This window comes from Burkholderiaceae bacterium (assembly GCA_024235995.1).
GTDB lineage: Bacteria > Pseudomonadota > Gammaproteobacteria > Burkholderiales > Burkholderiaceae_C > Ottowia.
Genome location: JACKLI010000001.1, coordinates 1104086 through 1127960 on the forward strand (window position 1 = coordinate 1104086; position 23875 = coordinate 1127960).

Below are 23875 nucleotides of genomic sequence, written 5' to 3' on the forward strand. Positions count from 1 at the left end.
CTTCCTAGGCCTGCGGTATCTCCAGTTCGGCCAGCACCTGCTGCGTGTGTTCGCCCACTGCGGGTAGTCGGCCGGCCGGCTGCCGCGCGCCGTCCAGGCTGAAGGGCAGGCCCGGCACGCGCACGGGCGCCCGGCCTGGTGTTTCCACCGCCGTGAACAGGTCGGCGCTGACGCCGGCGTGTCCTGGCTGGACACGGTCCATCGTGCGGATGGTCCCCGCCACGATGCCGCCCTGGGCCAGGATGTCGACAATCGTGTCGGAGTCAAAATGGCTCAGCGCGTCGCGCAGTACCGCCACCAGGGCAGGTCGGTTGGCCACCCGCGCCTGGTTGGTGGCGAAGCGCTCGTCGTGGGCCAGATGCGGCTGGCCAATGGTCGCGCACAGGCGAGCGAAATGCTCTTGCATGTAGGCCGAGAGCACGATCTGTCCGTCGCGGGTGGTGATCACGTCCGCCGCAGGTGCCGCTGAGGGCTGCCCATTGCCCCGTCGCAGGGGCATCTGTCCAGTCAAGTGGTATTCGGTCCAGGCATTCGCCAGGGCGCAGACCGCCACGTCGATCAGCGACAGGTCGACCAGGCCGCCCCGCCCGGTGCGGCCGCGGCGCAGCAAGGTGGCCAGCACGCCGGTCGTCAGGGAATTGGCCGCCAGCAGGTCAACCACGGTGAAGCCGACACGCACCGGATCGCGGTCGGACTCGCCGTTCAGGCTCATCATGCCGCTCTCGGCCTGCGCGGCGATGTCGAAGCCCAGGCGGATGCTGGCCGGCCCCTGCTGGCCGAAGGCGCTGACGCGGCCGTAGATCAGACGGGGCGATTCGGCCATCAGCTGTGCGGCGCCCAGGCCCTGCTTTTCCAGCGCGCCCGGGCGGGCGTTGGCCAGCACCACGTCGCAGCTCAGCGCCAGGCGCCGGGCCTGGCTGCGCCCGGCTTCGCTGCGCAGATCCAGCACCACCGAGCGCTTGCCGCGGTTGTAGGCGCTGAACATGGGGCCGTAGGCATCCTTCGTCCAGCCGACGTGGCGCGAGGCGTCGCCGCCGGCCGGCTCCAGCTTGATGACATCGGCGCCCAGGTCGGCCAGTGTCTGGGCGGCGGCGGGTGCGGCGATGTACTGCCCGGCATCCAGCACGCGCACGCCGTGCAGCGGCGGGTCGTCCATCGCCGGAAGGAGCGAGGCGGTTGCATTCATGGTGATGTCCCGTTCAGCCCGAAGCGTGGCGCGCGCTTTTCGAAGAAGGCCGCGGCGCCTTCCTTGAAGTCGGCGCTGGCGAAGAGCCCTGGCGCGTTGTCGAGTTGAAAGCCCAGGGCGTGTTCGATCGACATCGGTGCCTGGCGCAGGCCCGCCTTGATGCGGCCGTAAGCGCGGATGGGGCCTGCGGCCGCGCGCCGCGCCCAGGTCGACGCCAGGGCAAGGGCGCCGTCGGCGACGGCATGGTCGTCGGCCAGGCCGCTCGCCAGCGCCTCGGCGCCATCGACTTCGGTGGCCCACAGCATCATGCGGCGCGCCCGGGCGATGCCCACGCGCGCCGGAAGGGACCAGAACAATGCGGCGTCGGGCATGGCGCCGACGCGTGTGAAGGCGCAGCAGAACCGGGCGGTCTGCCCCGCCACGACCCAGTCGCAGGCCGCGGCCAGGCCCAGGCCGGCGCCGTAGGCCGGGCCGTCCACGGCGGCCAGCACCAGTTTGTCGGACAGCGCGATGCGCCGATACAGCCATGTGTTGCGTGCCATGCTGGCGCGCACTTCGTCCTCGCTGCCGCGGGCCAGGGCACGCAGGTCGCCGCCGGAGCAGAAGGCGCCGCCGGCGCCCGTGATGATGGCCGCGCGCAGGCCGGGGTTGCTTTCCAGCTCGTCCAGCCCCGCCATCAGGCCTTCGTAGATGCCGGGCGATTGCAGCGAGTTGCGGCTGTGCGGCGCGTTCAGCGTGAGCTGGATCACGCCATCGCGGCGTTCGGTCAGCACCGCGTCCTTGGGAATACCGGGTGAAGTCATGGGTTGATTTCCAGTGAGAGGCCGGCCAGGTGTTCCAGATGGCTGTCGGCGCTGCCGTACAGGTCGGCGGCCAGCGCCAGGCGCCGGACGTATTCGCCCAGCGCGTATTCCTCGGTCATGCCGATGGCGCCGTGCAGCTGGATGGCCTCGCTCCAGGTGAGGCGCGCCACCTCGGCAACCCGCGCGCCGAGCGCGGCGACACGCTCGGGCGTGCTGTCCTCGGCGGCAGCCAGGCACAGCGCGCGCGTTTCCTGCTGCTCGACATACAGGTCCACCAAGCGGTGCTGGATGACCTGGTTGCCGCTCAGCGGTCGCCCGAACTGCTTGCGCGAGCGGGCGTAGTCGAGCGTGATCTCCAACGCCGCCTGTGCGGTACCCAGGGTTTCGGCGCAGTGCGCGATGCGCCCGCGCGCCAGCGCGGGTTCCAGCAGAGCTGCCATGGCCCCGGCCGGACCGTTGCGCAGCAGGCGGCCATGCGCATCGGCCATGCTCAGGCGCGCGCCGTGGCGGCCGTCGTAGAGCAGGGTGTCGTCGAGGAGGATACCCGATATGCCGGATTCGATCAGGAACAGGCCCACACGGTCCGAGCTGCCCGGCATGTGGGCCGTGACCAGCAGCGCGTCGGCTCCGCCGGCGCCCGGCATGAGCCCCTTGCTCCCGTTCAGGCGCCATTCGGCGCCGTCGGCGGCGGCCGTGGCCGAGGGCATGCTCCCGGCGGTGCCATCGGGCTCCCACGCCATCCAGGCCACACGCCGCTCGCCCGTGGCCAGCGCCGCGAGCCACGCACTCCGCTCCGTCCCCATGGCGGCGGCGTCGGCCAGCAGGCCGCATCCCGTGATGGCGCAGGACACGAACGGCTCGACCAGGAGGGCACGGCCCAGTTCCTCCGCCAGCAGGCACAGTGCTGGCATCCCGGCGTCGAGGCCGCCATCGGCCTCCGGCACGGCCATGGCCAGCCATCCGAGCTCGCCCAGAGCGCGCCAGCGCTCCGGTGGGCAGCCGGACGGGTGGGCGCTGGCTTGCTCGCGGTCGGCCTTGCCGCACGCTTGCGCAGCCCAGCGGCGAGCGCTGTCGACCAGCATCCGCCGCGTATCGATGTCCATTGTCATAGTCCGAGCACCTGCTTGGCCAGGATGTTGTGCTGAATCTCGCTGGAACCCCCGGCAATGGTGTATCCGCGTGCGAGAAAGCGCCGCGACGAGGCGGTGCCGGCCAGCGCGTCCAGTGGCGCGGCGCCGGGCCTGGCTTGCAGCCAGTGCGGCGACAGCGGGGCAGCCTCGGGACCCAGGGCGTCGACAATCAACTCCTCCCACTGCTGGATGAGGCGGCTGCCGCGCAGTTTGAGCATGGAGACTTCGGGGCCGATTTGTTCGCCTGCCATCTGACGCGCCACAAAGCGTTCCGTGTTGGCTTCCAGGGCAATCAGGCGCGCCCGCAGGTCGGCGAAGCGCGCGCGGTACCACGGCCAATCCGCCACGCGCCGGCCCTCGCGCCAGCGGGTCAGCCCCACCTCCCTGGCGCGGGCCATGCGGCGCTTGTTCTCGCCGATGCGCGCCAGCTTGAGCCGCTCGAACTCCAGCAGCGACTTGGCAACCGTCCACCCGTGGTTTTCCTCGCCGACACGCTGCCTTGACGGCACGCGCACGCCGTCCAGGAACACTTCGTTGAACACCACCCAGCCGTGCACGCCCACGATGGGACGCACGGTGATACCGGGACTTCGCATGTCGATCAGCAGAAAGCTGATGCCCTCCTGCGGCTTGCCTTCCCGGCGGGTGCGTACCAGCGCGAACATCCAGTCGGCGTACTGGGCGTAGGAGGTCCAGATCTTGGAGCCGTTCACCACGTAGTCGTCGCCGTCGCGCTGCGCGCGCGTGGCCAGACTGGCGAGGTCCGAGCCGGCATTCGGCTCCGAATAGCCCTGGCACCACCACTGGCGCCCGGAGGCGATGGCGGGCAGAAAACGCTGCTGTTGTTCGGGGCTGCCGTGGCGCATCAGCACCGGGCCGATCATGTCGAAGGTGATGGCGTTCAGCTCGGGAGCGTCGCCCAGCGCCATCGCCTCGTCGAAGACCATCTGCTGGCGCACGCTCCAGCCGCGTCCGCCCCATGGTTCCGGCCAGTGGGGCACCAGCAGCCCCTCGGCCGCCAGCACCTCGTGCCAGCCGGTCAATTGCTCCCGCGTGGGCTGCTGGCCCTGGCGCACGGTCTGTCGCAGCCCGGCAGGCAGGCGTTCGCGCACGAAGCGGTCAATGTCCTGGCGAAAGTGCGCCAGGTCGGGGGTATCGCTCATGGGCAGGCTCTCAAGCAGGCAGGCGGTGGCGCAGCGCGCGCCGGGCGATGGCCGAGCGGTGGACTTCGGAAGCCCCGTCATAGATGCGGAAGGGCCGCAGCATGCGCAGGATCATGGACACGGGCACATCCTCGGACACGCCCAGCGCGCCGCAGATCTGCACCGCCGAGTCGGCCGCCCTGTAGACCGCCTCGGCCACGAAGACCTTGGCCATGGAGGAATGGTGGCGGATGGACTCGCCGGCGTCGAGCCGGCGCGCCACGTCCAGCGTCATCATGCGCGCGGCGTAGAGTTGAATGTGCGCGTCCGCGATCATGGCTTGAACCATCTGGTGTTCGGCCAGTTTGGCGCCTTGCGATTCCCGCTGCAAGGCGTAGTCCTGGGCGATTGCCATGGCGCGCGAGGCCAGCCCGATGAAGCGCATGCAGTGGAACAGGCGGGCGCCTTCCAGCCGCAGTTGCGAATGCGCCAGGCCCTGTCCCTCTTCGCCGACCAGCGCGTCGGCGCCCACCCGGCAGCCGTCCAGCCGAATCTCGGCGTGACCGCCCGTGTCAAACGGCTCCATGGTTGGAATGTCGCGCACGATCTCGAAGCCGGGCGTGCCGGCGTCCACCAGGAACCACGAAGGCCCGTGTTCGGTGCGCGCCACCACGATGGCGAAGTCCGCCCGCATGGCGCCCGAAATGAACCACTTGTGGCCGTCGATCACCCAGCCGTTTCCGTCACGACGCGCCCGGGTGCTCAGCATGCGCGGATCGGAGCCGGCACCGGGGGCGGGTTCGGTCATGGCAAAGCAGGACTTGCGCTCACCGCGCATCAGGGGTTCCAGGTAGCGCTGGCGCTGTGCGGGACTGGCCAGTGCGTCCAGGGCGAACACGTCCGGCTGTGTGGGAGGAGCGCAGCCCAGCGCTTGCGGGCCCAGAAAACTGCGGCCGGCCTGCTCCAGGTAGGCGCAGCATTCGGTCCAGCTGAGTGCCAGGCCGCCGTCTTCCACGCGAGCGCGCGGCGCGCCCAGTCCGCGTGCGCGAGCCAGGGCGTTCAGCTCGCTGGCCATGCATGTCACCGCGTCGCTGTCATGCGCGGTCTTCAGGTCTTCGCGCGGAATCACCTCGGCGTCGATGAACTCGCGCAGGGTGTCGATCAGCGCGGTGTATTCCGCTTCAGGGCGAGTCTTCATGGAAGGTCGATCAGTTGGTCTTGATCAACTTGACGGCATCTGCCCATTGCTTGGCGTTGTTGCTCAGGAACTGGGTGAAGTCCGCCGTGCCCATGTATGCCACTTCGCCACCCGCTGCTTCCAGGCGCGTTTTCACCTCCGGCATGGCGGTCGCGGCTTTCATCGCTTCGCTCAGTATCCGGATGATTTCGGGCGGAGTTCCTGCGGGAGCGTGCAGGCCATACCACGAATTGACCGTGGCCGAGGGGAAGCCGGCCTCGCCGATGGTTGGCACGCCCGGCAGTTGGGATGAGCGCTGATCGCTTGCGTTGGCCAGTGCGCGCAGCCGGTCTCCCTTGATCTGTGGGAAGCCCACTGTCGATGGCAGGACGCCAAGCGCAACCCTCCCGTTGATCAGATCGGGCACGGCCGGTGGCGCGCCCTTGTACATCACCGGCTCCAGCTTGATGCCGGCCGCAACGCGGAAGAGTTCCGTTGCCATTGTTTGCGGGGCGCCATCTCCGCCGTTCGCATACTGCAGGGGAGGGCTGGCCTTCTTGGCGTAATCCACGAATTCCTTGAGGGTTCTTGCCGGTGAGTTGTTGGGAACGACGAAATAGCTGGGGGACAGAGCGAAGCGGCCGACAGGCGTGAACTGCTTGATCGACCATCGCAGGTGGCTTTCCAGCAGTGGTTGCGTGAACAGGAAGGAAGCCGATACCAGCAATGTGTAGCCATCGGGCTCTGCCCGAGCCACGGCTTCGGCCGCGATGCTTCCGCTGGCGCCAGGGCGTGGCTCGACGATGATGGGTTGCTTGAGAAACTGCGCCATCGATTCCGTGACCGCGCGTGTCTGCACGTCGACCACGCCGCCTGCGGCATAGGGAACGATGACCCTGATGGGTTTGACTGGATAGGGGTCTGCGGCCAGCGCGGGCACGGCGAGGCCCGTGCAAAGGACCGATGCCAGGATGGTGCGGATGATGGAACGGTGCTTCATGACAGATCTCCTGAGAGGATGGATGCGGGCACAGCGATTTGACCTGTCATGATAGGTTCGAATCGGATCGGGCGCAATAGCTGTTATGACAGGTGATGGATATACTGAAATGCCTTCCCTGAGTTTTTTGCCATGAACCGCGCCGTACCTGTCTTGTCTTCCGCCGCACCGGCCCCCACCGACAAGCCCGTCACGACCAAGCCCCAGCCGCGACGGCCTGTGGCGCTGCCGCGCTTTGCCCAGATCAAGGCGCGATTGCGCCAAGATATCCTGGACAAGCGGTTGCTGGCCGACCAGAAGCTCCCGTCCGAGGCCAGGCTGCAGCAGATCTTTGGCGTCAGCCGGATCACCGTGCGCCAGGCCTTGGCTGAGCTGCAGGCCGACGGCCTGATCCACACCATCAATGGAAAAGGCAGCTTCGTCACCCGGCCGGCGGGGGCGCCGCGCCTGGGCATGCTGGCTGGATTCAATGACCTGGTTCGATCGCACGGGCGCGTGCCCAGCGGCCGGCTGTTGAGTGCGCGAAGCTGTCCGGTGCCTGCGCGCGTGGCGCAGGCCTTGCGTCTGGAGCGTGGCGCGCTCGTGTCCGAGGTTCGCGCATTGCGCCTGATCGACGACGTGCCGGCATCGATCGTGCATGCCTACTACGAACCGACCCAAGGCCGAGAGCTGCTGGCGCGGCGCATTCACGAGGAGGACGCCATGACTCTGCTGGAGGATGCATTGGACATGCGCCTCGATCACACCCAGATCACGGCGACCGCCGTGCGGGCCGGACGTGCGCGCGGAGCCTTGCTGGGGGTGGGCAGTGATGCGCCGCTGCTGCAGATGCGCTTCGTGCCCTATGACATCACGGGGATGCCGCTTCTGTATTCAGACGTTTACTTTCGCCCCGATCAGTTCAGCTACCGGGCCGTGATACGGCGTTGAGCCGATGGATCACCAGCGATCGCCGCCGTCCACGCGCCGCAGCACGAAGGGGCTTTTCAGCGCCGGCTGGCCGGCCTTCGGCACCTGCTCCCAGGTGCCGCGGATCTCGCGGCCGCAGCGGGCCGGCACCAGCTGGCCGGTCCAGAAGGCGTACAGGCTCTTGCCGTCGCGCGACTCGTCCAGGTTGAGCTCGCCGTCCTCGAGGTCGCCCGAGGCGATGGCGTGCGCGCCGCCGTAGTCCAGCTCGCCGCGCAGGCTGGCGGCGAAGTCGGGGTGCTGGCGCAGTTGCATGCGGCCGCGCTGGCCCAGCGCGCTCAGCTCGAAGGTCCAGCTGCCGTACAGCTGGGGCGCGCCCCAGCGGGCCAGGTCGGGGCAGGCCGGGTTGACCGTGCTGGCTGGCGCCTTGGCCTGGACGCCGGGTTTTGAATCGAATGGGCCTGTGGCGCAGGCAGACAGCGCGCAAGAAGCTATCAAAACCATAGAAAATTGGACGGCCTTCCAGGCGGTCTTGCCGGGGTGCGTGCGTTGCGCGTCAGTGCTTGTGGCGGTGGTGGACATCGGGAAAATGCGGGTGCGTGTGCGTCAGGGCTTCGTGCTGGTGCCAGTGGCTGTGCCGGGTGCCCGGCGGGACGGGCGGATCGTGCCGGTGCTGATGGTGCGCGTCGTGCACGTGCATGTGCTCGTGCGCCAGCGGTTCGTGCGTGTGCTCGTGGCTGTGGCGCTCGGTCAGGTGCAGCCAGATGCCCACGGCCATCAGCGCGCCGGCCAGCAGCAGCGGCACCGTAACGGGCTCGCCCAGCGCCACCGCCAGCACGGCGCCGAAAAACGGCGCGATCGAAAAGTACGCCCCGGTGCGTGCCGTGCCCAGGTGCCGCAGGCCCAGCACGAACCAGGTCAGGCTGACGCCATAGGCCAGAAACCCGACCAGCAGGGACGCGGCGACGACCGGCGCGCGCGGCAGCGTGGCCCCCAGCCCGAAGGCCAGCGCCAGGTTGATCGAGCCGGCCGCCAGGCCCTTGACGGAGGCGATCCAGCTCGCGTCGGCCAGCGACACCTTGCGCGTCAGGTTGTTGTCGATGGCCCAGGCTAGGCAGGCGCCCAGCACCGCCAGCGCCGGCCAGGCACCGGCAAAGCGGGCTTGGCCGGGCCAGCTGAGCACCGCGGCGCCCAGCGCGATGGCGGTCATGCCCAGGGCGATGCGGCGATCGACGTTTTCCCGGAAGGCCAGCCACGCCAGCAGGGCCGTGAACACGCCTTCGGCGTTGAGCAGCAGCGACGCGCCCGATGCCGGCATGCGCGTCAGGCCCAGCATCAGCAGCACCGGGCCGACCACGCCGCCGGCCAGCACGGCGCCGGCCAACCAGGGCCACTCGGCGCGCGACAGCTGGACCGCCGGCGCGCGCCGCAGCCGGCGCACGGCGCCCAGGCCCAGCCCCGAGCCCAGATAGAGCAGGCCCGCCAGCAGCCAGGGGCTGGCCTGCGCCAGCAGCAGCTTGGCCAGCGGCGTGCCGGCGCCGAACAGCAGCGCGGCGCCCAGGACGGCGGCCACGCCCGGCTGGCGCAAACCCGTGGTCCATGGCGTGTTCATGATGGTGCGGCAAGGCGGGCCGGTGGCCCTGAGCGAGACTCTACGCCGCCGAGCCCGTGGGCGCGGCGGCCGAGGCGTCGGCCGCGCGGCGGGCAAATTCGGCGCGCAGGGCCTTGAGCTTTTCGCGCGGGTCCTCGCGCACGGTGTTTTGGTCCAGCGCCATCTCGGCGATGAAGCGGCTGGGCTGCGCGGCCACCACCTCGCGCCCGCGTTTGCGCCGGCGCGTCCAGCTGACGGCCAGCGTCACCTTGGCGCGGGTGATGCCCACGTACATCAGGCGGCGCTCCTCCTCGATGCGCGCGGCCTGCGCGGCGGCGCCCGCGTCTTCGTCGGGGCGAAAGGGCAGCAGGCCTTCGTTGACGCCGGCCAGCACCACGTGCGGCCATTCCAGGCCCTTGGCGGCGTGCAGGGTGGACAGGGTGAGCACGTTGGGGTCCTGCTCGCGCTCGTTCAGGGTGGAGATCAGCGAGATGGTCTGCGCCACCTCCAGCAGGGTCTTGGGCTCGGTGCGCAGGCTGACGCCCGCCGCGTCCTCGATCTGGCCGCCGCATCGCCCGGCCATCCAGTCGCAAAAGTCCAGCACGTTGGCCCAGCGCGCGGCGGCCTGCGCGGGGCTGTCGGCACTGTCGTGCAGGTGCTGCTCGTAGCCAATGTCTTTCAACCAGTCGGCCAAAAAGGCGCGTGCCGCCTCGTGCCCCTGCGTGTGGCCGGCGCGGTGGCGCAGGTCGTTGAGTGCGCGGCCAAACTCGTGCAAGCCGGCGATGGCGCGCGCGGGCAGGGCGGCCGGCAGGCTGTGTGCGAACAGCGCGCCAAACAGCGACAGATGCGCCTTGCCGGCAAACTCGCCCAGGGCGGCCAGCGTCTGGTGGCCGATGCCGCGTTTGGGCGTGGTGACGGCGCGCAGAAAAGCCGGGTCGTCGTCCTCGTTGATCCACAGGCGCAGCCAGGCGCACAGGTCCTTGATCTCGGCGCGGTCGAAGAAGCTCTGCCCGCCCGAGACCTTGTACGGAATCTGCGCCCGGCGCAGCGCCTGCTCGAACACCTTGGCCTGGTGGTTGGCGCGGTACAGGATGGCGAAGTCGCGCCACTCCTTGTGCGGCGAGCTCTGCCGCAGGCCCTGGATGCGCGCCACGGCGCGCTCGGCCTCGTGCTGCTCGTGGTCGCAATCCACCACGCGCACCGGCTCGCCCTCGCCCAGCTCGGAGTACAGCCGCTTGGGAAACAGCTTGGGGTTGGGGCCGATGACGTTGTTGGCCGCGCGCAGGATGGCGGAAGTCGACCGGTAGTTCTGCTCCAGCTTGATGACCTTGAGCTGCGGGTAGTCTTGCGGCAGGCGGCGCAGGTTGTCCAGCGTGGCGCCGCGCCAGCCGTAGATGCTCTGGTCGTCGTCGCCCACGGCGGTGAAGTGGCCGGCGCGGCCCACCAGCTGCTTCATCAGCTCGTACTGCGTGGCGTTGGTGTCCTGGTATTCATCGACAAGGATATGGGCCAGTCGCCCGCGCCACTTATCCGCCACCTGCTCATGATTTTGTAGCAAACGCAGCGGCAGGCCGATCAGGTCGTCGAAGTCCACGCTCTGGTAGGCCGTTAGCCGCTCCTGGTAGCGCGCCATCAGCAGCGCGGTCTGGCGCTCGCCCTCGCCGCGGGCCTGGGCCAGCGCGCCGGCGGCATCCAGGCCAGCGTTCTTCCAGCCGCTGATGGCCCATTGCCACTGGCGCGCGGTGGCGGCGTCGGTCGTCGCGCCGCAGTCCTTCAGCAGGCTCAGCACGTCGTCGCTGTCCAGGATGCTGAACTGGGGCTTGAGGCCCAGCGCCGCGCCGTCCTCGCGCAGCAGGCGCACGCCCAGCGCGTGAAAGGTGCAGATCAGCACCTCGCCGGCGGCCTTGCCCACCAGGCCGCGGGCGCGCTCGCGCATCTCGGCGGCAGCCTTGTTGGTGAAGGTGATGGCGGCGATGCGCGAAGGCGCCACGCCGGTCTGGATCAGGCGCGCGATCTTGTGCGTGATGACCCGCGTTTTGCCCGAGCCCGCGCCGGCCAGCACCAGGCAGGGCCCGCGCAGGTGGTTGACGGCGTCTTGCTGGGCGAGGTTCAGGCGGTCGGACATGCGCAGCGCCGATCATAGCGGGCGGCCTGCGCGGGAGCCGCGGGTTGCGCTCTTGTTACGCTCGCGTCCTCATGCAGGCGCTGTCCGGCATCCTTGCCGTCACCTTTCCCTTCTTCGCCCTGGTGCTGTGCGGCTACCTGGCCGCCCGCGCGCGCCTGCTGCCGCTGGACGCGGTGGCGGGGCTGAACATGTTCGTGCTGTACTTCGCGCTGCCGTGCATGCTGTACCGCTTTGGCAGCGGCACGCCGGTGGCGCAGCTGTTCAGCCCGGTGGTGGCGCTGATCTGGATGCTGGCGGCCGCCCTGCTGGTGGCGGTGTCGGCGGGCTGGGCGCGCCGGCGCGGCGCCAGCTGGCCGGACGCGGCCATGGGCGCGCTGGTGGCCGTCTTTCCCAATTCGGGCTTCATGGGCGTGCCGCTGATCCTGGCGCTGCTGGGCGAGGGCGCGCTGGGGCCGGTGATGGCCACGCTGCTGGTGGACCTGGTGGTGACCACCTCGGTGTGCATCGGCCTGTCGCAGTGGGGCGCGGCCGGCGAGCACGGCGCGGCCAAGGCCCTGGGCCGGGCGCTGCAGGGCGTGCTGCGCAACCCCATGCCGTGGTCGATTTTGCTGGGCGCGCTGGCCGGCGCCACCGGCTTCGAGCCGTGGGCGCCCATCGGGCGCACGGTCGAGCTGCTGGCGGATGCGGCCTCGCCGGTGGCGCTGTTCACCATCGGCGCGGTGCTGGCGCGCTCGCAGATGCAGACCGGCGCGCCCGCCGCCGGCGCGGCGCGTGCGCCGAACGACGTGGGGCTGATCGTGCTGCTGAAGCTGGCGGTGCACCCGGCCCTGGTGTGGGCGCTGGGCGCCGCCGCCGTGCGTGCCGGGGCCTGGCCGGCCGCGCTGCTGGCGCCGCTGGTGCTGACGGCCGCCCTGCCCGCGGCCAGCAACGTGTCGCTGCTGGCCGAGCGCTTCGGCGCCGACAACGGGCGCGTGGCGCGCGTGATCCTGGTGTCGACGGCGCTTGCCTTCTTCAGCTTTTCAGCCGCGGTGGCGCTGCTGCGCTGACGTGCCGGTCAGCGCTGGCGCAGGGGCTTGGGAAAGTCCATTTCCTGCGGGTTGCGCTGCAGCGTCTGCAACTGCTCCTTGGGCATGGTGGTGACGGTCTCGCGGATCATGCCGCCGCCGATCACGCTGCCCGAGACGGTGCCGGCCTGGCCGCGCACGCGCGCCTCGCAGTCGCTCTTGTAGAAGGGCGGCAGCACGGCGCAGCGCTGCAGCTCGTTGGCCAGCGCCTGCTGCGGGCTGACGGCGGTGAGCTGGTGGTCGGCGCGGGCGTTGCGCGCCTCCAGGCGGGCGGCGGCGGGGTCCAGGTTGGTCTGCGCCGGCGTCATCTGCGCCAGGGCGGGCAGGGCCAGGGCGCCGCACAGCGCCAGCAGGGTGGGTCGAAGGTTCATGGTCGAACTCCTTTCCTGAGTGAGCGGGCGCCAGCGGCATCCATGGCGGCCATCGGTCGGCGCCCGATGTCTGTGGGTTCGCCGCCGGCGGCTAAAGTTCCTGCGGATCGACGTCGATCGCCCAGCGCACGATGGCGCGGTGCTCGGGCGTGGCGCGCAGGGCCTGCAGCAGGGGCGCGCAAGCGGCCAGCACGCGCTGCAGCGCCGGGCGGTGGGCGCTCTCCAGCAGCATCTGCGCGCGCTCGACGCCGGCCACGCGCTGCACCGCCAGCGGCACCGCCGGGTACCAGCTGACGTGGGGCAGGGCGGCGGCCAGCGCGGCGTCGGCCGCTCCCGCCGCCTGGGCCTGCGCCGCCAGCGCGCCCAGCAGGGCCTGCGCGGCGTCCTGGCTGCGCGCTTCGGCGCGCAGCAGGGCCAGGTGGGTGAAGGGCGGAAAGCCGGCCTGCTGGCGCTCGGCCAGCTGCTGCGCGGCAAAGCCCGGGTAGTCGTGCGCCTTGAGTGCGGCAAACAAAGGGTGCTGCGGGTGCTGGGTCTGCACCCACATCTGGCTGTCGGCCGCTGCGGCGGCATCGCGCCCGGCGCGGCCGGCCGACTGCATGAGCAGGGCGAACAGGCGCTCGGGGGCGCGGAAGTCGCTGGAGAACAGCGCCGCATCGGGGTTGATGGCGGCCACCAGGGTGACGCGCCGAAAGTCGTGCCCCTTGGCGATCATCTGCGTGCCCACCAGCACGTCCACGTCGCCGCCGTGCACGGCGGCCAGGGCCTGTTCGAGCCGGCCCTTGCCGCGGGTGGAGTCGGCGTCGATGCGGGCGATGCGCGCGGGCGTGCCATCAGGCCGGCGCACGTCGGCCAGCAGGGTGGCGACGTGGTCTTCCAGTTGCTCGGTGCCGCGGCCCTGGGTGCCGATGTCGAGGTTGCCGCAGTCGGGGCAGGCACGCGGCACGCGTTCGGTCAGGCCGCAGTGGTGGCAGCGCAGCGTGCGGTCGATCTTGTGGAACACGCGATACGCGCTGCAGTGCGGGCACTCGCTTTTCCAGCCGCAGTCGGCGCAGTGCAGCACGGGCGCCCAGCCGCGGCGGTTGAGCAGCAGCAGCGCCTGCTCGCCGCGTGCCACGCGCTCGCCGATGGCGGCCAGCAGCGGCGGGGCGATCAGCGTGCCCTTGGGCTGGCGGCCCATGTCCACGCGCAGCACGCGCGGCAGGCCGGCATGCCCGTCGGTTGCGCCCACGCGGTGCGCCATGGTGAGAAGCTGGTAGCGCCCGGCACCGCCGTCGGCCACCGGGGTGCTGGCATGCCAGCTTTCCAGCGAAGGCGTGGCCGAGCCGAGGATGACCTTGGCGCCGCTGTGCTGGCCGCGCACCAGCGCCAGGTCGCGCGCCGAGTAGCGCGCGCCTTCCTGCTGCTTGTAGCTGGGGTCGTGCTCCTCGTCCACCACGACCAGCGCCAGCTGCGGGATGGAGGCCAGCACCGCCACGCGCGTGCCCAGCACGATGCGCGCCTGGCCGGTGTGCGCCGCCAGCCAGGCCTGCAGGCGCTGCGCGGGCGTCAGGCCGCTGTGCAGGCAGGCGATGGAGGCGTGGCCAAAGCGCTCGGCAAAGCGCGCCAGCAGCTGGGGCGTGAGGTTGATCTCGGGCACCAGCACCAGCACCTGGGCCGCGGCGTCGCGCGCCAGGGCGGCCTGCGCGGCCTGCATGTAGACCTCGGTCTTGCCGCTGCCGGTGGCGCCGAACAGCAGGAAGGGGCCGGGGTTTTGATCGATCTGGGCCAGGGCGCGGGTCTGATCTGCGGTAAGCGCTCTCGTTTCGATAGTGACCGAGGCGGCGTCGGCGGGCGTGCCGGCGGCGCGCTTGAGGCGCCGCGCCATCTGCACGGCGCTCAGGCTGCGCAGCTGCGGCGGCAGCGCGGCCAGCGCCACCTCGCCCAGTGCGCGCTGGTAGTAGCGCGCGGTGAAGGCGATCAGGCGCAGCCAGGGCTCGCCCAGCGGAGGCACGCCGTCCAGCGCGGCGGTGACGGCCCGCGTCTGGCTGGCCAGGGGCTCGTCGGGCGGCGGCAGGGCGCCGTCCCACACCACGCCCAGCAGCTCGCGCTGGCCCAGCGGCACGCGCACCAGGCTGCCGGCGGGCAGGGGCTGGTCGCTGCGGTAGGTCAGCAGGCCGGCCACCCGGCTGTGCGCCGGGGTGGGCACGGCCACGGCCAGCCAGTGCGTCATGGCAGGCCCCGTGGGCAGTTCATGAACACGCTCTAAGTGCTTGATTCGAAAACGCTTCCAAAGTCATGCCCAGAAGCTGTGGATAATTTTGTTGAAAACCTTCGGAAAGCCGCCGCGAGCCCTTGTCGGACAAGGCTTTCAACGGGTTGCCCATCCAGGCGGCAAGAATCGAACTTGTTAAAAATCAAGCACTTGCATTTGCTTCGGGCCGATGGGTTCGGCGCAAGACCCGATGCGGCGGATTTGTGCATAAGTCAATTTTGTCAAGCCCCGTTTTGGCTGCCAGGCGTTTGATCTGTGACTTGTTTGTTCAGGCCGCCGCGCGCAGCCGGCGCGAGTGCGCATGCACCTCGTCCACCAGGTGCGCCACGTGCTCGGGCGGGGTGAACTGGCTGATGCCGTGGCCCAGGTTGAAGACGTGGCCCACGCCGGGGCGTGCGGCGTCGGCGTGCGGCGCGCCAAAATGCTCCAGCACGCGGCGCGCCTCGGCACGGATGGCCGCAGGCGGGGCAAACAGCACGTTGGGGTCGATGTTGCCCTGCAGGGCCGTGGGGCGCGGGCCGCTGCCTTCTTGCAGGATGGCGCGGGCGCGGCCCAGATCCATCGTCCAGTCCAGCCCCAGCACGTCGCAGGCCAGCGCGCGCATGTCATGCAGCCACAGCCCGCCGCCCTTGGTGAAGACGATGCGCGGCACCACCTGCCCGTCGGCGCCCGTGCGCTTGAGCTGGCCCAGCACCCGCGCGGTGTAGGCCAGGCTGAATTGCTGGAAAGCCCCATCGGCCAGCACGCCGCCCCAGCTGTCGAAGATCATTACCGCCTGCGCGCCGGCGTCGATCTGCGCGTTGAGGTAGGCGGCCACGCTGTCGGCGTTGATGGCCAGGATGCGGTGCATCAAATCGGGCCGGGCGTACATCAGCGTCTTGACGTGGCGGTAGTCGCTGCTGGAGCCGCCCTCGGCCATGTAGCAGGCCAGCGTCCAGGGGCTGCCCGAAAAGCCGATCAGCGGCACGCGGCCGGCCAGCGCCTGGCGGATGTTGGCGACGGCGTCGAATACGTAGCGCAGCCTGTCCATGTCGGGCACGGCCAGTTGCGCCACCGCTGCTTCGTCGCGTATCACGCGCTCAAATTTTGGGCCTTCGCCCTGCTGGAACGACAGACCCAGGCCCATGGCGTCGGGCACGGTGAGGATGTCGCTGAAAAGAATGGCGGCGTCCAGCGGATAGCGCTCCAGGGGCTGCAGCGTGACTTCGGTGGCGTAGTCCACGTTGGTGGCCAGCCCCATGAAGCTGCCCGCCTTGGCGCGGGTGGCGCAGTACTCGGGCAGGTAGCGCCCGGCCTGGCGCATCAGCCAGACGGGGGTGTAAGCGGTGGCCTGGCCCAGGCAGGCGCGCAGGAAGGTGTCGTTTTTCAGGGGGGCGAAAGTCATGGGGCGATTGTCTCAGGCACCTGGCTCATTTCCCCAAGCCCAAGAATACGGCCAGGCAGCGCTCCACCTCCACCAGCGTATCGGCGTCGATGCGGCCAAAGGCGGGGCCAAGCTTGTTACGTTGTACCGTCATGGCCTTGTCCACCATGACTTGCGAGGGCTTTTGCAAGCCGTTGTCGGGGCTGGGTTGCACGGTGATCCGCAGCAGCGGTGCCTCCACCAGGGCGCTGGTGACGGGCAGCACGGTCACGCTGGCGTGCGCCGCAAACCAGTCTGCCTGGATGACCAGCGCGGGCCGGGGCTTGCCAAAGTCACCCTGCAAGGCAATGGTCACCAGGTCGCCGCGCATCAATCCGTCCAGCCTTGCACGTCAGTCAGTGCCGCATCCATGAAAGCCTGCAAGGCGGGGTCGGCACCATCGGCCTGGGCAACCCGCAGGCATTGGCGCTGGCATTCCTGCGCGAAGTCGGGGCGGCGCGTGTCGGGCACCCACAGCTGCACCGGGCGCAGGCCGGCCTGGCGCAGGGCGTCACGGTGCTTTTGCACGCGGGCGTTGACTTGAGCGGCTGTCATGGCGGGCTCCTTTTCGTTGCATGCAACATGGTATAGATGTTGCATGTAACGCGCAAGTGGTGCGGGGTTTCAGGTGCGTTGGTGCCTGCGCCCGTTCTGCTCCAGTGTCAGCGCTTCATGCAGCGCTTGGGTCTGGGCGGCGGCCTTGTTGGAAGGACCGGCCCAGGTCCATGGCGCTCGCGCGTCAGTGCGTGCCTTGCCCCAGCAACTGGCCGTCCACTTGCGTGCCGTACAGCGAATACGCGCTGTCATGAAACTGCGCGCGGGTCTGCGCCACGTCGCCGGTGAAGCGTGGGTCCTGCGGGCGCTCGTGGCTGTCGATGAAGGTGGCCACGTCCCAGGCCTGTTGCTCGGTCAGGGAGCCGCCCTGGCCGAGCGGCATGTTGGCCTGGATGAAGGCGGCGGCGGTATTGACGTTGGCCATGCCCGCGCCCCAGTTGAAGGACTGCGCGCCCCACAGCGGCGGAAAGGTCTGGGTGTCGCCGGTGCGCTGGCCCTGGCCGTCGGCGCCGTGGCACTGCGCGCAGTGCGCTTCGAAGACCTTTTGCCCGCGCCCGATGTCGGGTGGCTGCGCCGGCTGGGCGAGCGTGGGCAGGCCCGCGCCGGGCAGGCGCTCGCCCACCGGGGCGCCGGTGGCCATCCAGTAGGCGTAGGACTCCAGCGCCACCAGCACCTCGTCGCCCAAGGGCGGCGCCTTGCCGTTCATGCTGTACATGAAGCAGCCGCGCAGGCGCTCGGCAAACGTGTCCACGTGCTTGGTCTTGCCGCGGTAGGCCGGGTAGAGCAGGTAGGCGCCCCACATGGGCGCCGAATGGGCCCGGCGCCCGGCGTCCAGGTGGCAGTTGACGCAGTTGAGGCTGTTGCCGACGAAGGCCTTGGCGTTGGCGCCCGTGTGCATGAAGATCTGCTGGCCCTTGCGGATCATGTCGCCCATGGGCGTGTGCGGGATGGTGTCGTCCGCCGGCGGCTGAAAGCCGACCGCTCGCGCGGTGGCGGCAGGCGTGGCGGGCGCGGCGGGCGCAGCCACCGGCACCCGGGTGGGCGCGGCGGCGTCGGGCGCGGGGCGCATCATCTCGATGATCTTGACGCCGAACACGGCCAGCGCGATCAGCAGGAGCAGGACCACCAGGCCGGCAAACCAGAGCAGGGCATGGGTTTCATCGTTGGCCGATGGGGCCTGGTGCGGGCTGTGCTCGACCCGGGGTGCGGAGGAAGTGGGTGGCTGGTTCATGGCCGCGATGTCCGTTGTGGCGCTTGCATGATAGTGGCCCCGCTTGCGGCCAGCACGGGCCCCAGCGCCACGCCCGTGTGCGTGCCGGCGCGCACCACGTCCTCGGGCGTGCCGGCGGCCACGATGCGCCCGCCCCCGGCGCCGCCTTCGGGGCCCAGGTCGATGATCCAGTCGGCCTCGGCGATCAGGTCCAGGTCGTGCTCGATCACCAGCACGCTGTGCCCGCCGTCGACCAGGCGGTGCAGAACGCGGATGAGCTTTTCCACGTCCTGCATGTGCAGGCCGACGGTGGGCTCGTCCAGCACGTACAGGGTGTGCGGGGCCTTCTGGCCGCGCCGGCCGATGTCGTCGCGCACCTTGCTCAGCTCGGTGACGAGCTTGATGCGCTGCGCCTCGCCGCCGCTGAGCGTGGGGCTGGGCTGGCCCAGGGTGAGGTAGCCCAGGCCCACGTCCTGCAGCAGCTGCAGCGGGTGGGCGATGGCGGGCATGGAGGCGAAGAAATCCACCGCCTGATCGACCTCCATGCGCAGCACGTCGCCGATGCTCTTGCCGCGCCAGGTGACGGCCAGGGTCTCGGGGTTGAAGCGCGCGCCGTGGCAGGCCTCGCAGGGCACTTTCACATCGGGCAGAAAGCTCATGGCGATGGTGCGCATGCCCTGGCCTTCGCAGCTGGGGCAGCGGCCGGCGCCGGTGTTGAAGCTGAAACGCCCGGGCGCGTAGCCGCGCGCCTTGGCCTCCAGCGTGTCGGCGTACAGCTTGCGGATGGCGTCCCAGAATCCGATGTAGGTGGCGGGGCAGGAGCGAGGGGTCTTGCCGATGGGCGTCTGGTCCACCTCGAGCACGCGGTCGATGGCGCCGAAGCCTTCGATGGCGCTGCAGCCGATCAGGCCATGACTATTGATTTGATAGCTGCTTGCGCTGGTCTTGTCCGGGCCAGAGGCCGATTTGTCTTTGGAACTGGGGCGTACGAAGCGCTGCACGTTGGCCAGCAGCACGTCGCGCGCCAGGGTCGATTTGCCCGAGCCCGACACGCCGGTGACGGCCACCAGCCGGCCCAGGGGCATGGCGGCATCGACGTCTTGCAGGTTGTGCAGGTTGGCGCCGCTCACCTTGAGCCAGCCCGTCGCGCCATCGCCGTCCGCGCCAGGGCGTGCCACCGCGCGCCGCGCCTGCATGGGGTGGCGCATGGCGTGGCCCAGGTAGCGGCCGGTGGCTGAGTCGGGCGCGGCCTGCAGGTCGGCCGCCGTGCCCTCGGCCACCAGGCGGCCGCCGCGCAGGCCGGCGCCGGGGCCGATGTCGATCAGGTGCTGGGCGGCGCGGATGGTGTCCACGTCGTGCTCGACCACCACCAGGGTGTTGCCCTTGTCGCTCAGCTCTTTCAGCGCGTGCAGCAGGATGGCGTTGTCGCGCGGGTGCAGGCCGATGGTGGGCTCGTCCAGCACGTAGCACACGCCCTGCAGGTTGCTGCCCAGCTGCGCGGCCAGGCGGATGCGCTGCGCCTCGCCGCCCGACAGGGTGGGCGCGCCGCGGTCGAGCGTGAGGTAGCCCAGACCGACCTGCTCGAGAAACTGCAGGCGGCCTTCGATCTCGGGCAGCAAATCACGCGCGATGTCGGCGGCGCGGCCCTGCAGTTCAAGCGTGTTGAACCACTGGTGCAGGTCTTCGACGGACAGGCGGGCCAACTGGGTGATGGAGATGCCGTCGGGCTGTTCACGCTCAAGCGGCAGCCGTACCGCCCGCGCCACCGCGTTCAGCCGCGTGCCCTGGCAGGTGGGGCAGGGCTGCTCGGTCAGGTCTTCGACTTCGACTTCGGCAAAGGTCTGCTCGCGGCCTTTCTCGTCGGCGGCCAGCACCGAGTCGTCCAGCGCCTTGCGCTGCTCGCGCGTCAGCTTGACGCCCGTGCCCACGCAGTCGGGGCACCAGCCGTGCTTGCTGTTGTACGAGAACAGGCGCGGGTCCAGCTCGGCATACGAGGTGCTGCACACCGGGCAGGCGCGCTGGGTGGAGAACACCTCGACCTGCCCGATGCGGGCGGTGGACTGCCCCGCCTCCACGGCGTGGCGCAGGCCGGCGATGTCGTGCAGCACGTGCACCACACCCTTGCCGTGCTCCAGCGCGCGGGTGAGCGACTCGCGCAGCTGCGCCTCGTTGCCGGGGGTGACGGGCAGGCTCATCACCGGCAGCTCGATGGTGTGCTCCTTGAAGCGGTCGATGCGCGGAAAGCCGGTGGTGGGCAGAAACTCGCCGTCCACCCGCAGGTGCGTGAAGCCGCGCGGACGCGCCCAGTCGGCCAGCTCGGTGTACACGCCCTTGCGCGCCACCACCAGCGGCGCCAGCAGGCCGATGGTCTGGCCGCGGTAGCGCGTCATGATCTGCGCGGCGATGCGCTCGGGCGTTTGCGGCTCGACCTTGGCGCCGTCGTGCACGCAGTGCTGCACGCCCAGCTTGACGTACAGCAGGCGCAGAAAGTGCCACACCTCGGTCACGGTGCCCACGGTGCTCTTGCGCCCGCCGCGCGACAGGCGCTGCTCGATGGCCACCGTGGGCGGAATGCCGTGCACCGCGTCCACGTCGGGCCGGCCGGCCGGCTGCACGATGGAGCGGGCGTAGGCGTTGAGCGATTCGAGGTAGCGCCGCTGCCCTTCGTTGAACAGGATGTCGAAGGCCAGCGTGGACTTGCCCGAGCCCGACACGCCCGTGACCACGCTGAACTGGCCGCGCGGCACCTGCACGCTGAGGTTCTTCAGGTTGTGCTCGCGGGCGCGCACGATCTGGATGTTTTCGGCCGCTGGCCCGTGTGCAGCAAGCGCGAGCAGCTTCTGTTTGTATAGCGGGCTGGCTTCGTGCGCCGCCTGTGCGCCGCCGCCCAGGGCCGCCTCGTACTCCCGCAGCGCCGCCCCGGTGTGCGAGCTGGGGTGCTGCGCCACGTCCTGCGGCGTGCCCTGCGCCACCACCTGCCCGCCAGCGTCGCCGCCTTCGGGCCCCAGGTCGATCAGCCAGTCGCTGGCACGCATGACGTCGAGGTTGTGCTCGATCACGATCAGGCTGTGGCCGGCGTCCAGCAGCTTGCGCAGCGCGCGCATCAGCTTGGCGATGTCCTCGAAGTGCAGGCCGGTGGTCGGCTCGTCAAATAGGAGCAACTGGCCCTTGCGTGCCGCGGGCTGGCGGCTGGTGGTCTGCATGCGGGCGGCCTCGGCCAGGTGCCCCGCCAGCTTCAGGCGCTGTGCTTCGCCGCCGCTCAGGGTGGGCACGGGCTGGCCCAGCCGCACGTAGTCCAGTCCCACGTCCACGATGGGCTGCAGCGCGCGCAGCACCTCGCGGTCGCGCGCAAACACCTGCACCGCCTCGGCCACGGTCAGATCCAGCACGTCGGCCACGTTCAGGTGCCGGGTTTTCAAATGGGGGTCAGATGACCATTTCTGCCCCTCGCCAACGGCGGCCAGCGCGTCGGCGGCTTGCTCCAAATGGGGATCTGACCCCGATTTGTGGAGGGGGCGGTCGATGTGCACCTCCAGGATTTCGGGGCGGTAGCGCTGGCCGTTGCAGTCGGGGCAGCGCAGGTACACGTCGCTGAGAAACTGCATCTCCACATGCTCGAAGCCCGAGCCGCCGCAGGTGGGGCAGCGCCCGTCGCCCGAGTTGAAGCTGAACTTGGCCGCGCTGTAGCTGCGCTGGCGCGCCAGCGGCGCGTCGGCAAACAGTTTGCGGATGGCGTCCCAGGCGCCGACGTAGCTGGCGGGGTTGGAGCGCGCCGTCTTGCCGATGGGCGACTGGTCGACGAACACCACGCCGCTCAGTTGCTCGGCGCCCAGCAGGCGATCGTGCGCCCCGGGTGCCTCGGTGGCCTGGCCGAAGTGGCGCAGCAGCGCGGGCGCCAGCACGTCCTGGATCAGCGTGGACTTGCCCGAGCCCGACACGCCCGTCACCGTGACCAGGCGCTGCAGCGGAAAGGCCACGTCGATGCCCTTGAGGTTGTGCTCGCGCACGCCCTCCAGGATCAGGCGCGGGGTCGATTCCTGCACCCCGCGCGAAAAGCCCAGGCCGATGGACTTGCGCCCGCCCAGGTACTGGCCGGTCAGCGTGTCGGCGGCGCGCAGCTCGGCCGGCGTGCCGTCGAACACGATGCGCCCGCCAGCCGCGCCGGGGCCGGGGCCGAAGTCGAGCACGCGGTCGGCGGCCAGCATGACGGCTGGGTCGTGCTCGACCACCACCAGGGTGTTGCCCGCCGTCTTCAGGCGCTGCATGGCCTGGGTGATCCGGTCCATGTCGCGCGGGTGCAGGCCGATGCTGGGCTCGTCCAGCACGAACAGGGTGTTGACCAGGGACGTGCCCAGCGCGGTGGTGAGGTTGATGCGCTGCACCTCGCCGCCGCTGAGCGTGCGGCTCTGGCGGTCGAGCGTGAGGTAGCCGATGCCGACGTCGACCAGGTACTTCAGGCGGGTCTGGATTTCGTCCAGGATGAGCTTGAGGGCCATGGCGTCGGCGTTTCTGGCTCCCTCGCCCCTCTGAGGAGAGGGGCTGCTGTGCTCCAGCCGATCAAAGAACCGCCGCAGCCGGTCGATGGGCAGCAGCATCAAATCGTGCAGGCACAGCCCCGGCAGCGCCTCCAGTTGCGCGCGCGTCCACGCCACGCCCTGCGGCATGAAGCGCCGCGCCGGCTCCAGCACCGCATCGGCATCGTCCTTCGTGCCCACCCGCCACAGCAGCGATTCGGTCTTCAGCCGCGCGCCGCCGCAGCTGGGGCAGCTGGTGTAGCTGCGGTACTTGGACAAGAGCACGCGGATGTGCATCTTGTAGGCCTTGCTTTCCAGATAGGCAAAGAAGCGCCGGATGCCGTACCACTGCTTGTTCCAGTTGCCTTCCTTGTAGCTGGGCGTGCCTTCGATCACCCAGTGCTTCTGCTCGGGCGTGAGCTTGCTCCAGGCCGTGTCGCGCGGGATGCCCGCGCTTTCGGCGTGGCGCATCAAATCGTCCTGGCATTCGCGCCAGGCCGGGGTCTGGATCGGCTTGATGGCGCCGGCACGCAGCGTCAGCTTTTCGTCCGGGATCACCAGGCCCCAGTCCACCCCGATCACGCGTCCGAAGCCGCGGCAGCTCTCGCAGGCGCCCACCGCCGAGTTGAAGCTGAACATCGAGGGCAGCGGATCACCATAGCGGATGTTGCTTTCGGGGCAGTGCAGGCCCGTCGAAAATTTCCACAAGTCCACATCGCCTTCTTCCGGCAAGACGTAAACGCTCGTGCGTCCGCCGCCGCGCAGCAGGGCCAGCTCGATGGCCTCGATGGCGCGGGCTTTCTCGGTGCTGGCGATGCGAAAGCGATCGGCCACCACGTCCAGAATCTTGCGATCCCCCTCGACGTGCTCAGCCTGCACGCGCGTGAAACCCGCCGCCGACAGCCATTGCTCCACATCGGCGGCGGTCGCGCTGGCAGGCAGCTCGACGGCAAAGGTGATGATCAAGCGCGGATCGCTGGCAGCCGCACTGCGCGCCAGCAGTTCGGCGTAAATGCTCTCGGGCGTGTCGTGCCGCACCGCCAGCGCGGTCTGGCGGTCGAACAGCTGGCCGGCGCGCGCCAGCAGCAGCTTCAGGTGGTCGTTCAGCTCCGTCATCGTGCCGACCGTGGAGCGCGAGTTGCGCACGGGGTTGGTCTGGTCGATGGCAATGGCCGGCGGCACGCCCTCGATCTTGTCCACCGCCGGCTTGTCCATGCGGTCGAGAAACTGGCGCGCATAGGCGCTGAAGGTCTCGACGTAGCGGCGCTGGCCCTCGGCGTACAGCGTGTCGAACACCAGGCTGGACTTGCCCGAGCCGCTGACGCCCGTCACCACCGTCAGCTCGCCGGTGCGCAGGTCCAGATCCAGGTTCTTGAGGTTGTGCTGTCGGGCGCCGCGGATGCGGATCAGGCCGTGCGTCATGTCGGGTCCATTCAGAGAGGGCCCGA

18 protein-coding genes are annotated in these 23875 nt (G+C 70.0%); 2 read left to right on the forward strand and 16 right to left on the reverse strand.

The window, feature by feature from the left end:
• Positions 1-4 precede the first annotated feature (4 nt).
• The 6 genes from H6927_05450 to H6927_05475 are packed head-to-tail and all read right to left on the reverse strand — an operon-like array spanning position 5 to position 6438.
• Positions 5-1186, reverse strand: coding sequence for a CoA transferase (locus H6927_05450; GenBank protein MCP5217540.1), 1182 nt, complete (start codon positions 1184-1186; stop codon positions 5-7).
• The gene (locus H6927_05455) at positions 1183-1989 is read right to left on the reverse strand and encodes an enoyl-CoA hydratase/isomerase family protein (GenBank protein MCP5217541.1); all 807 of its coding nucleotides are present in this window, start codon (positions 1987-1989) and stop codon (positions 1183-1185) included. Before H6927_05455 ends, H6927_05450 begins: the two co-directional genes overlap by 4 nt.
• Positions 1986-3098, reverse strand: a complete 1113-nt coding sequence (locus tag H6927_05460) for an acyl-CoA dehydrogenase family protein (GenBank protein MCP5217542.1) — start codon at positions 3096-3098, stop codon at positions 1986-1988. Before H6927_05460 ends, H6927_05455 begins: the two co-directional genes overlap by 4 nt.
• Positions 3095-4282 carry an acyl-CoA dehydrogenase family protein gene (locus H6927_05465; GenBank protein MCP5217543.1) on the reverse strand — a complete coding sequence of 396 codons (1188 nt, stop codon included), beginning with the start codon at positions 4280-4282 and terminating at the stop codon, positions 3095-3097. Before H6927_05465 ends, H6927_05460 begins: the two co-directional genes overlap by 4 nt.
• A 10-nt stretch (positions 4283-4292) precedes the next feature.
• Positions 4293-5459 carry an acyl-CoA dehydrogenase family protein gene (locus tag H6927_05470; GenBank protein MCP5217544.1) on the reverse strand — a complete coding sequence of 389 codons (1167 nt, stop codon included), beginning with the start codon at positions 5457-5459 and terminating at the stop codon, positions 4293-4295.
• A 10-nt stretch (positions 5460-5469) separates the two neighbouring features.
• Positions 5470-6438 carry a tripartite tricarboxylate transporter substrate binding protein gene (locus H6927_05475; GenBank protein ID MCP5217545.1) on the reverse strand — a complete coding sequence of 323 codons (969 nt, stop codon included), beginning with the start codon at positions 6436-6438 and terminating at the stop codon, positions 5470-5472.
• Between the two features lie 132 nt (positions 6439-6570).
• Here H6927_05475 and H6927_05480 point away from each other — a divergent pair, with 132 nt between their 5' ends.
• Positions 6571-7368, forward strand: a complete 798-nt coding sequence (locus tag H6927_05480; protein MCP5217546.1) for a GntR family transcriptional regulator — start codon at positions 6571-6573, stop codon at positions 7366-7368.
• Positions 7369-7377: 9 nt separating this feature from the next.
• Here H6927_05480 and H6927_05485 read toward each other — a convergent pair whose 3' ends face one another.
• The 3 genes from H6927_05485 to H6927_05495 are packed head-to-tail and all read right to left on the reverse strand — an operon-like array spanning position 7378 to position 11060.
• Positions 7378-7926, reverse strand: a complete 549-nt coding sequence (locus H6927_05485; protein MCP5217547.1) for a hypothetical protein — start codon at positions 7924-7926, stop codon at positions 7378-7380.
• Complete coding sequence (locus H6927_05490) at positions 7901-8956, reverse strand: EamA family transporter (GenBank protein ID MCP5217548.1); 1056 nt, start codon at positions 8954-8956, stop codon at positions 7901-7903. Before H6927_05490 ends, H6927_05485 begins: the two co-directional genes overlap by 26 nt.
• Positions 8957-8996: 40 nt before the next feature.
• The gene (locus H6927_05495; GenBank protein ID MCP5217549.1) at positions 8997-11060 is read right to left on the reverse strand and encodes a UvrD-helicase domain-containing protein; all 2064 of its coding nucleotides are present in this window, start codon (positions 11058-11060) and stop codon (positions 8997-8999) included.
• Between the two features lie 80 nt (positions 11061-11140).
• On the opposite strand from H6927_05495, the gene H6927_05500 reads away from it, so the two are divergent.
• Positions 11141-12106: an AEC family transporter gene (locus H6927_05500; protein ID MCP5217550.1), complete on the forward strand. Its 966-nt coding sequence runs from the start codon at positions 11141-11143 to the stop codon at positions 12104-12106.
• An 8-nt stretch (positions 12107-12114) separates the two neighbouring features.
• Here the strand turns inward: H6927_05500 and H6927_05505 are convergent, their stop codons facing one another.
• From H6927_05505 to H6927_05535, 7 genes are all read right to left on the reverse strand, one after another.
• Positions 12115-12495 carry a hypothetical protein gene (locus tag H6927_05505; GenBank protein MCP5217551.1) on the reverse strand — a complete coding sequence of 127 codons (381 nt, stop codon included), beginning with the start codon at positions 12493-12495 and terminating at the stop codon, positions 12115-12117.
• Between the two features lie 91 nt (positions 12496-12586).
• On the reverse strand, positions 12587-14704 hold the full coding sequence (gene priA, locus H6927_05510) for a primosomal protein N' (GenBank protein MCP5217552.1): 2118 nt from the start codon (positions 14702-14704) through the stop codon (positions 12587-12589).
• A gap of 310 nt (positions 14705-15014) precedes the next feature.
• Positions 15015-16130, reverse strand: a complete 1116-nt coding sequence (locus tag H6927_05515; GenBank protein MCP5217553.1) for a uroporphyrinogen decarboxylase — start codon at positions 16128-16130, stop codon at positions 15015-15017.
• Between the two features lie 25 nt (positions 16131-16155).
• Entirely contained in the window at positions 16156-16482 is a 327-nt protein-coding gene (locus H6927_05520; protein MCP5217554.1) for a type II toxin-antitoxin system PemK/MazF family toxin, read from the reverse strand.
• Positions 16479-16703, reverse strand: a complete 225-nt coding sequence (locus tag H6927_05525) for an antitoxin MazE family protein (GenBank protein ID MCP5217555.1) — start codon at positions 16701-16703, stop codon at positions 16479-16481. Before H6927_05525 ends, H6927_05520 begins: the two co-directional genes overlap by 4 nt.
• 184 nt (positions 16704-16887) lie before the next feature.
• Positions 16888-17775 (reverse strand): c-type cytochrome, encoded by an 888-nt coding sequence (locus tag H6927_05530; protein ID MCP5217556.1) that lies wholly within the window; start codon positions 17773-17775, stop codon positions 16888-16890.
• A 155-nt stretch (positions 17776-17930) separates the two neighbouring features.
• Positions 17931-23849, reverse strand: coding sequence for an excinuclease ABC subunit A (locus tag H6927_05535; GenBank protein MCP5217557.1), 5919 nt, complete (start codon positions 23847-23849; stop codon positions 17931-17933).
• Between the last annotated feature and the right edge of the window lie 26 nt (positions 23850-23875).

Excerpts from the sequence above, each read along its gene's own strand:
- H6927_05505 (MCP5217551.1), bottom strand. The coding sequence starts at position 12,495 with ATGAACCTTCGACCCACCCTGCTGGCGCTGTGCGGCGCCCTGGCCCTG.
- H6927_05495 (MCP5217549.1), bottom strand. The coding sequence starts at position 11,060 with ATGTCCGACCGCCTGAACCTCGCCCAGCAAGACGCCGTCAACCACCTG.
- H6927_05455 (MCP5217541.1), bottom strand. The coding sequence starts at position 1,989 with ATGACTTCACCCGGTATTCCCAAGGACGCGGTGCTGACCGAACGCCGC.
- H6927_05480 (MCP5217546.1), top strand. The coding sequence starts at position 6,571 with ATGAACCGCGCCGTACCTGTCTTGTCTTCCGCCGCACCGGCCCCCACC.
- H6927_05470 (MCP5217544.1), bottom strand. The coding sequence starts at position 5,459 with ATGAAGACTCGCCCTGAAGCGGAATACACCGCGCTGATCGACACCCTG.
- H6927_05535 (MCP5217557.1), bottom strand. The coding sequence starts at position 23,849 with ATGACGCACGGCCTGATCCGCATCCGCGGCGCCCGACAGCACAACCTC.
- H6927_05515 (MCP5217553.1), bottom strand. The coding sequence starts at position 16,130 with ATGACTTTCGCCCCCCTGAAAAACGACACCTTCCTGCGCGCCTGCCTG.
- H6927_05460 (MCP5217542.1), bottom strand. The coding sequence starts at position 3,098 with ATGACAATGGACATCGATACGCGGCGGATGCTGGTCGACAGCGCTCGC.
- H6927_05465 (MCP5217543.1), bottom strand. The coding sequence starts at position 4,282 with ATGAGCGATACCCCCGACCTGGCGCACTTTCGCCAGGACATTGACCGC.
- H6927_05525 (MCP5217555.1), bottom strand. The coding sequence starts at position 16,703 with ATGACAGCCGCTCAAGTCAACGCCCGCGTGCAAAAGCACCGTGACGCC.
- H6927_05485 (MCP5217547.1), bottom strand. The coding sequence starts at position 7,926 with ATGTCCACCACCGCCACAAGCACTGACGCGCAACGCACGCACCCCGGC.
- H6927_05475 (MCP5217545.1), bottom strand. The coding sequence starts at position 6,438 with ATGAAGCACCGTTCCATCATCCGCACCATCCTGGCATCGGTCCTTTGC.
- H6927_05530 (MCP5217556.1), bottom strand. The coding sequence starts at position 17,775 with ATGATGCGCCCCGCGCCCGACGCCGCCGCGCCCACCCGGGTGCCGGTG.
- H6927_05450 (MCP5217540.1), bottom strand. The coding sequence starts at position 1,186 with ATGAATGCAACCGCCTCGCTCCTTCCGGCGATGGACGACCCGCCGCTG.
- priA (MCP5217552.1), bottom strand. The coding sequence starts at position 14,704 with ATGACGCACTGGCTGGCCGTGGCCGTGCCCACCCCGGCGCACAGCCGG.
- H6927_05490 (MCP5217548.1), bottom strand. The coding sequence starts at position 8,956 with ATGAACACGCCATGGACCACGGGTTTGCGCCAGCCGGGCGTGGCCGCC.